This is a genomic window from Flagellimonas flava, assembly GCF_050617915.1.
GTDB classification, from domain to species: Bacteria; Bacteroidota; Bacteroidia; order Flavobacteriales; family Flavobacteriaceae; genus Flagellimonas; species Flagellimonas flava_A.
The window spans coordinates 1-234 of sequence record NZ_JBODQE010000199.1 but is presented as its reverse complement, the minus strand read 5'-3'; the positions used below and the strand labels follow the sequence as shown (position 1 = coordinate 234).

Annotated in this window: 1 protein-coding gene; it reads right to left on the bottom strand. The window is 41.9% G+C overall.

What is annotated here, in order from left to right:
* Nucleotides 1-234, bottom strand: a 234-nt coding sequence (locus tag ACRHOZ_RS21530; RefSeq protein ID WP_431130451.1) for a hypothetical protein, incomplete at both ends; no start/stop codon positions are given.

Here is a 234-nt window from a genome sequence, read left to right as displayed (position 1 = left end):
ATCTTATTTAAGCTCTCCAAATCAAATAATCCCGGATGACTTCTATCCAATGCGCCGTACATGCAGAGAACAGGAATATCCATTCGCTTTATTGTCTTTATGGGATCAAAACCATGATAGCCCTTAAAACTGTTGGCCAATTTATTACCATTCTCAATCGTCATACTACCATCGTCCATTTGCTCATCGTAGTAATCCGTAGGCCCTACCGTGCCCACTCCACCGCTATAATTC